Here is a 7,181-nt window from a genome sequence, read left to right on the forward strand (position 1 = left end):
CCCGGAAGCCCGATGCCGCCGCAACACCCCCACCTCACGGAACGACCCCTCGTCCAGCAACAGCGCGATCCGCTCCCGCGCCGTCAGCTTCCCCTTCCCATGCTGCGCCGCGGTCGCCCGCTCCGAAGGCCCCGCCCACGCCTCCTCCCGAATCGCACGCAACTCCGCGACCCGCGTCCGGAACGCCGATTGTGATCCCATGAGGCTCTCCTCCACCGATCCCGCCCGCGACAGAAACTGTCCGTTCATGAGTGTGCACATTGCGCTAGAGGGCCCCTACAGGCTTCCCGTACCCCCGCGGTACAACCGCTCCCGGCCCGCCGCCCAGCGGGTGAAACGCCCCTCGGAACCTTGGTATGGTTGGCCACGGAGCGCCGGTCACTCATGACCCGCGCACACCCTGTCCGGGTGGCGGAATGGCAGACGCGCTAGCTTGAGGTGCTAGTGCCCGATTAAGGGCGTGGGGGTTCAAGTCCCCCCTCGGACACCACCAAAACCCCAGGTCACCTGGGGTTTTTTCATGCCCCCGCCCTCCCGGGCCGCCCGACGGCCACCCCTCTCGACCGGCCGAGGTGAGCCCCCGCCCCCCGGCCCGCCGACAGCCCCGCCACAGCCCCCACCCCCGCCCGCGACGCCCCACGGACGCGCTCCACCCCCGGACGGCCGGGTGAGCACCCCATTACCGCGCCCTTACCGGCGACACCGGCATCGCCGCCTCCCAGGGCCATGGGACTGACTCGCTCAGCTCAGCTTCCTGAATCTTGAGCACGTGCAGGAGGCGCGTGACCTCGGGTGCGTTGACGGCCGAAGATCCCCCTCGGATGGGAAGGGCCCGTACGGTTGAAGCCGCTGATTTCGTTTTTCCTGCTTTCGGTCCTCATGCCCGGCCCGGTGATTCCGTAGCTTTTCGCGAGCCGGGTGATGGGCCGCTGGGGCTCTCCCCGGCAGGGGGCGGCGTATGGGGGATCAGACGCCGAGGCCGAGGCTGTGGCGCAGGCGGGGGAGGCTGAACTTGGCGACGACCGGGGCGTGGTCTGAGGCTTCGCGTACGTCGTCGTTGACGACGGTGGTCACGCTGATCAGGGCGTCGGCGATGTCGTCGGTGCTGTAGAGCCTGTCGATGCGCTGCGGGGGTCCCTGGTCCGTGCGCCAGAGCGTTGCGGTGGGCTGGAGGGCTTCGGTCTGGCCGAGTTCCGTTGCCGCGAAGTGGCCCAGCTCGGTGAAGACCGACCGTCCGTTGGGGCCGATGCCGGCCAGGATGCGGTCGGGCTCGGTGTCGGGGACGTGCTCGTCGCCGATGCGGATAGTGCGCTGGCGGAAGTACACGGAGTCCGCGATCTCCGCCCAGTCGGGGAACGGCTGGATCTCGCACTGCGGGCGGTGCACGAACGAATTCATGTCCCCGGCGAAAAGCGCCGAACGGCCGTGGTCGCCCAGGGTGGTGAGGCGCTGGGCTTCGGTGGCGCGGCCGGCCGGGTCGTGGGAGCACAGGTGGATGGAGGCCAGGTGGATCGGGCGGCCGTGCGGGCGGCCCTGCGGGTCGCGCAGGCGGACGACGGGGTTGCTGATCGGATGCCACATGCGGGTGGCGTGCTCGTGGTGGGCGGTGACGGTGAACAGGTCGGGATCGGCCATGACGGCCACCGCGTTACGGCTCTCCGGGATCGGCGCGGCAGCCAGTGGCGTCAGTTTCAGGCGTTCGGCTTCCTCGAACAACGCCGCACCGCCGTCCTTGCCCGGGTCCTTGAGTTCCTGCCGGAAGAACAGGTGCGGGCGGATCTCCGCCAGGACATCCATGGCCAGGTGCCAGCGGTCATCACGGCCATCGGCATCGATACCGCTTCGCTCGATATTCCACGTCACGGCCACCAGGACATCGCGGTCCGCGGGCTCTTTCACAGGTGTTCCTCTTTCATCGTTGGGATTGGTAGTGCGACCCTGACCCCCCTTTGTCAGGAAGGGTCCGGAGCGCAGGAGCCGTTCGCATCGCCGCCGGTGCCGTGCGACGGCCTTTCATCGGGTCCGAACATCGATTGGAAGAGTTCGGCCTCTGTGGGGTACCGGCGTGTGCCACGCATCTTCCCGGCCGGTTCGAGGTGCCCGTCCAGGTGGCACAGCGCGCCCTGGTAGAACTCGAACCAGGCGGCATCGCACCGCCCGAGAAGTTCCCGCAGCACGGCCCTGGCCGACCGGCGCGGCAGCCTGGCGACCATCACCGACACGGCCAGGCCCGGCAGCACCAGCAGCACACCGTCCCCCGCCGACCCCCGTTTGAGGTGAACGCGTTTCACGGCCGGGTGTCCTCGCCGCCGACGGGGGACGCGGGATGGCCCACCAGGTAGCGCACCGGCCCACCGCCCGCGGCGTCCAGGGCCACGTTCACGCGCCACGCCTGGTAGGGCGCCAGTACCTCCGCGAACCGCGCGGGGCTGAGCCACTGATAGGCCAGCAGTTCGCCCTCGGGCAGGGTGAGCGGTTGTTCCGTGGAAACGGTGCCGCAGTCGAAGACCATGCTCACGCCCTCCGCAACGGTGTCGGTGGCGGGCATGTGATGCGCCGCCAGCACCCGGCCGGGCACGATGTGCAATCCGGTTTCCTCGGCGATCTCCCGGTGACAGGCGACGACCGCGGCCTCCCCGCCTTCGGCGTGACCACCGACGAGCCCGAACCGCTCCTGTCCCCGCCGATACGCCTTCTCGACCACCAGGACATCGCCGTGCTCGTTGCGGATCAGCGCCAGCCCGGACAGCCGCCGCGGCGAAGGAGCAACGAACTCGGAGGCCCCGTGGAGGCCGCCGCCGTCCAGCGGAGTCTTCAGCAGGGCGGCCACTGCCGTCGTGGCGGCCTCGGGCGTGGGCCAGAACGCCTTCTCCCCCTTGCCGTCGACCAGGTGCTGAACTCCCTGAGGCGTGAGGAGCTGCGCACCGTAGACAGGGCCCTCCCCGTCCATGGCGCCGCCCAGCCGCTGGATGTAGAAGCCGGTGATCCGGTCGGGGTTCACCCACGTCGAACCGAATTCGTTCGTACCGACATGCACGAAACGCGTCTGCGTCATCGCCGGGTCTCTCCTTGTCTCTCGTTCCTGAGGGGATGTCTCGCACGGCCGGGACACCCTGCGCGGGCTGTTCGCGAGCCGACGGGTCCGCGCACGGCGGTGACGCCCGCGCCGGAAGCGCAGAACATGCGGCGGTTCGGCGCCTGCCGTCGGGTAGAGGGGAGCACCCGCGTGAACAGGTGGCCGCAGAAGAACCAGCACCACACGTTCCCGTCGTCGGTACCAGCTGGCACCGGCCGCAGGAACTCACTCTCCGCCTAGGGGAGCACAGACACCTCCCTCGCTCCCGCGCACGAGGGGACACCGGAACCACACAGCCTTCCCGCCGGGCAAGCAGATGTAGCCCAGGTCTTTAGCCATTTCCCGCAGGAGCCACAACCCTCGGCCACACTCCTCGTCCGTGCGCGGGTTCATGACAGCCGGCACCTCCACCGACCGGTCCTGAACCGTGACCCGAAGGTTCTCCCCCTCCGCCGCGATCACCAGCAGACAACGGCGGTCCGCAACATGCTTGACGACGTTGCTCAGCAACTCCGAGAGACCCAAACGGGCAAGCGCCACCGCATCCTGGTCGCCGCCGAGCATCGCAACCGTCTCCGCCGCCACCCTTCGCCACCGCGCGACGGACCCCGGACAAGCCGTTAAGCGCCAGGAGTACACCTCGCGTTCCGCGATGCCTTGCACAGTGACGACGGTCATGGGGCACCTCCCGGTGACGGAGTGGCACGCACGCCAAAATTGGGTGCGGCCAGGCCAGTTGCGGCCTACCACTACGCAACGTGTAGCAGGGCTCACTCGGCCAGCATGGACCCAAAGAGTTGCACCGTGCAAGTGGTACACCGTGATTGGTTTCCACGATCACCCTTCGGTGAGGGGCGGTACGCTGTCGAGCGACCACGGAGGAGGGGCATATGCCGGATGATCCGAAGCCAACCGTCCGTCGCCGGGTGCTGGGCACCAACCTCCGACGCCTGCGCGAGGCCCATGGGCTTCACCTGGAGGACGCTGCAAGGGTTCTGAGCTGCAACATCTCGAAGGTCAGTCGCATCGAGTCCGGCCGCAGCCCGATAAGGCCGCTGGATCTCAAGGCACTCCTCGACCTCTACCAGGTCCGGGACCTGAACACCCGAGAGGGCTGGTTGTCACTGGCTCGTGAAAGCAAGAAGCAGCGCTGGTGGCGCGTCCTCGAAGACCGTCTGCCGCAGGACTTCCTCGACCTGATCGGGCTGGAGGAGGACACGTCGTACTGCCGAGGGTTCCAGCCAGGCGTCATCGACGGGCTGTTCCAGACCAAGGAGTACGCCGAAGCTGTGATCGGCGGTGGATCTCCCGGCCCACTCGGATCGGACGAACAGACGAAGCTTGACGTTCGCCTGGAACGGCAGAAGGCCCTCACTCGCGCTGAGAACCCGATCGAGGTCTGGATGATCCTCGGCGAGGCGGCGCTGCGCCAGCGAATGGGAGGGCCGGCCGTCATGCGGGCCCAGCTCAGCCACCTCATCGATCTGGCGAAGCTTCCGAACGTTACGTTGCAGGTACTACCCTTCTCAGTAGGGGCCTACCGAGGCGGACCCTTCCCGTTCAAGGTCTACCGGTTCCCCGAGCCGTCCGACATGCAGGTCGTGCTGTTGGAGAACCATGTCAGTCACACGTACCTGGAAGACCCGAGTGACATCGGGTTTTACGCAGACATCTTCAACCACTTGCGAGCGACGGCTTTGGGCGAGTTGAAGAGCAAGGCCCTGATCGAGGGCATCATCAGGGAAGCAAGCGCATAGAAAGATATCGAGGGTGATGCAGGAAAACCAGTCCGCATGGTTCAAGAGCAGCTACAGCGCGCAGAACGGTGACTGCGCTGAAGCCCGGCGCCGCGCTGACGGCGGCATGGACCTCCGCGACTCCAAGGACACAAACAGCCCGGGCCTGACCTTTGATGGGAGCGACTGGACCGCTTTCACCGCCGCAGTGAGGGAAGGCGCCTTCGAGACTCGCTGATCTCGGCACACTGGGTGCACCCGTGGCGCCGAGGGGCGACACGGGGTTCCGGCGCGCCTGCACCCGGGTCCCGCGTGAATGAATCCTCAGCGCAGTGAAGTAAAGCGCCGTCACCACGTCCATGGGGCTGAGGGACGGGGACGCCAGCGGACCCGCTACGGGCGGTGGGGGATCACATCCTCTGCCGCCCGCTCGCCCAGGGGCGTGAATGACGTGCACAACGCGTGCACAACAGTGGTCGGAGTCACCAGCGGCAGCTCAGGTACCAGGGACAGCAGCTGACCCGTCCGGAGTGCAACTGTTGTGGCTATTACCGCAGATCAGCGACCCAACAGCAGTGGGTTGGAGGAGAGAAAGTTCAAGTCCGCCCTCGGACACCACCAAAACCCCAAGTGACCTGGGTTCTTTCATGCCCCCGCCCCCGGCCCACCGACGCCCCCACCCGCCACGCCCCGCGGACGCACTCCACGGCCAGACGGCCGGGTGGGCCCTCCATTGCCGCGCCCTTACCGGCAAGCGAAGATCACTTCAGCGGATCTCCTCGTACGCCGCTCTGGAGAATCGGTCGGCAAGAAGGTCACACCCTTTGCTCGGAGCCGTCTCGGTCAGCACCAGGACGTGTTCCGGCCCCATTCGAGATGGGCGTGCGCCGTACCCTTGACCTGCCCGTCTACATACTGACGATGCCGGACCGCTCGCTGGTGTCGTACGCGGAATCTGCCCAGCGGGGGCAGGTTGAGCGCGACAGCACGTTCGTGCTGCCCATGCTGGCGGCCTACCATCAACTACAGGCAGAAGCGCTGTCTCAGTCGGCCTCCGTCGCCGCGATCCAGCAGTTGCGAAAGGGTATCCCGTGACGTCCGAAGCTCCACGTTGGTTCAAGTCCTCCTACAGCGACAACGGTGGCGCCTGCGTGGAGGCCGCCGACAACTTCGCCACGACGCACGGTGTGGTTCCTGTCCGTGATTCCAAGAGTTTCGACGGTCCGGTGCTGAACTTCCCGACCGCGGCGTTCTCGTCGTTCGTGGCAAGCGTCAAGGCCGGGAGAACGGGCACCGCCTGATCGCCAGGCCGACTGTCTGCGGACTCATCGCTTGCCCCATCGTGCGGTGCGGTAGGGCAACCGGCCCCGGTACCGCCGCGCACGGCCAGGGCCGTGCGCGGATCTATGGTTCGGGGTTATGAGTTTTCGGCTGGCGGCCTATGCCGTGTGTATCGAGGACGGGCGGGTGCTGCTCGGCCGTCATGTGTCGGGGAACTGGACGCTTCCGGGCGGCGGGGTCGAGCACGCGGAAGATCCGTTCGATGCGGTGATCCGGGAGGTCGCCGAGGAGACCGGCTGTGACGCGGTGGTCGAACGTCTGCTGGGCGTGGACTCGCGGGTGATTCCCGCAGCCGACCGCCGGCCCGGCCTGCCCGAGCACCAGAATGTCGGCATCTTCTACCAGGTCCGTATCACCGGCGGCCTGCTCCGGCCCGAGCCGAACGGCGACACCGCCGAGTCGGTCTGGACGCCGATCCCCGACGTGGCCGGCCTGCGCCGGTCATCGCTGGTCGACATCGGCCTCGCCCTGGCGCGGGCCCGGCCGGCCACCGGCCACGTCGCCGCCGTTCCGGTCGGCGGCCTGATCCAGCACTGAGCGCCCACCCGCCGCCGCCCGGGGCGATGCCGCCCTGCCCCACGGTGCTCGTGACCCCTCCCGAAGCGTGGCCTCTACGGTCACGCCTGACGCCTCATGGCTTCGGCAACGTCCCACGGCCGGGGCCGAGGGGAAAAGGTCGAATAAGGAGGACAACCCTGTGAGACGTACCCGCTTGTTCCGCAGGCGGCTGCCGTTGGCGGTCGCATTTCTGGCGACGGGAACGGGGCTGCTGGTCGCACCGGCGACGGCGCAGGCCGCGGCGGTGGAGGTCACGCCGGACGGCAGTGCCGTCACGGCCAGTACAAGTGATGAGAACGAGCCGGCGAACGCCGTGGACGGCGATCTGGGCACCCGGTGGTCGGGCGAGGGCGACGGCGCCTGGCTGGAGCTGGACCTGGGCTCGGAGGAGACGGTCAGCCACGTCAAACTCGCGGTGCACCAGGGCACCAGCCGGCAGAACGTCTTCGAGCTCCAGTCCTGGGACGGCT

Annotated in this window: 10 protein-coding genes, 1 tRNA gene and 1 pseudogene; 7 read left to right on the forward strand and 5 right to left on the reverse strand. The window is 67.9% G+C overall.

Annotated elements, in window-relative coordinates; genetic code table 11:
- A partial coding sequence (locus STBA_RS03825) for a carboxyl transferase domain-containing protein (protein ID WP_290443697.1) occupies window positions 1-201 on the reverse strand: 201 nt, incomplete at its 3' end.
- Between the two features lie 201 nt (window positions 202-402).
- Between STBA_RS03825 and STBA_RS03830 the strand changes: the two genes are divergently transcribed.
- Window positions 403-490, forward strand: a tRNA-Leu gene (locus STBA_RS03830).
- A 476-nt stretch (window positions 491-966) separates the two neighbouring features.
- Here STBA_RS03830 and STBA_RS03835 read toward each other — a convergent pair.
- From STBA_RS03835 to STBA_RS03850, 4 genes are all read right to left on the reverse strand, one after another.
- Entirely contained in the window at window positions 967-1,899 is a 933-nt protein-coding gene (locus tag STBA_RS03835) for an endonuclease/exonuclease/phosphatase family protein (protein WP_077057876.1), read from the reverse strand.
- A 53-nt stretch (window positions 1,900-1,952) separates the two neighbouring features.
- Window positions 1,953-2,291 (reverse strand): hypothetical protein, encoded by a 339-nt coding sequence (locus STBA_RS03840; protein WP_077057877.1) that lies wholly within the window; start codon window positions 2,289-2,291, stop codon window positions 1,953-1,955.
- Window positions 2,288-3,055 (reverse strand): NUDIX hydrolase, encoded by a 768-nt coding sequence (locus tag STBA_RS03845; protein ID WP_077057878.1) that lies wholly within the window; start codon window positions 3,053-3,055, stop codon window positions 2,288-2,290. Before STBA_RS03845 ends, STBA_RS03840 begins: the two co-directional genes overlap by 4 nt.
- A gap of 246 nt (window positions 3,056-3,301) precedes the next feature.
- A complete protein-coding gene (locus STBA_RS03850; RefSeq protein ID WP_077057879.1) occupies window positions 3,302-3,754 on the reverse strand; it encodes an ATP-binding protein in 453 nt (150 codons plus the stop codon).
- Window positions 3,755-3,966: 212 nt separating this feature from the next.
- Here STBA_RS03850 and STBA_RS03855 point away from each other — a divergent pair, with 212 nt between their 5' ends.
- The 6 genes and pseudogenes from STBA_RS03855 to STBA_RS03880 form a co-directional block, all read left to right on the forward strand.
- Complete coding sequence (locus tag STBA_RS03855; RefSeq protein ID WP_077057880.1) at window positions 3,967-4,833, forward strand: helix-turn-helix transcriptional regulator; 867 nt, start codon at window positions 3,967-3,969, stop codon at window positions 4,831-4,833.
- A 16-nt stretch (window positions 4,834-4,849) separates the two neighbouring features.
- The gene (locus STBA_RS03860) at window positions 4,850-5,050 is read left to right on the forward strand and encodes a DUF397 domain-containing protein (RefSeq protein WP_077057881.1); all 201 of its coding nucleotides are present in this window, start codon (window positions 4,850-4,852) and stop codon (window positions 5,048-5,050) included.
- A 626-nt stretch (window positions 5,051-5,676) separates the two neighbouring features.
- A pseudogene (locus STBA_RS03865) lies at window positions 5,677-5,907 on the forward strand (Scr1 family TA system antitoxin-like transcriptional regulator); the annotation flags it as partial.
- On the forward strand, window positions 5,904-6,113 hold the full coding sequence (locus tag STBA_RS03870; RefSeq protein ID WP_077057882.1) for a DUF397 domain-containing protein: 210 nt from the start codon (window positions 5,904-5,906) through the stop codon (window positions 6,111-6,113). The pseudogene STBA_RS03865 and the gene STBA_RS03870, both read left to right, overlap by 4 nt.
- A 118-nt stretch (window positions 6,114-6,231) precedes the next feature.
- Window positions 6,232-6,690, forward strand: a complete 459-nt coding sequence (locus tag STBA_RS03875; protein ID WP_077057883.1) for an NUDIX domain-containing protein — start codon at window positions 6,232-6,234, stop codon at window positions 6,688-6,690.
- 160 nt (window positions 6,691-6,850) lie between these two features.
- Window positions 6,851-7,181 (forward strand): discoidin domain-containing protein (locus STBA_RS03880; protein WP_216355908.1); only part of this gene is annotated, 331 nt, incomplete at its 3' end.

It is taken from the genome of Streptomyces sp. MP131-18 (assembly GCF_001984575.1).
Classification (GTDB): domain Bacteria; phylum Actinomycetota; class Actinomycetes; order Streptomycetales; family Streptomycetaceae; genus Streptomyces; species Streptomyces johnsoniae.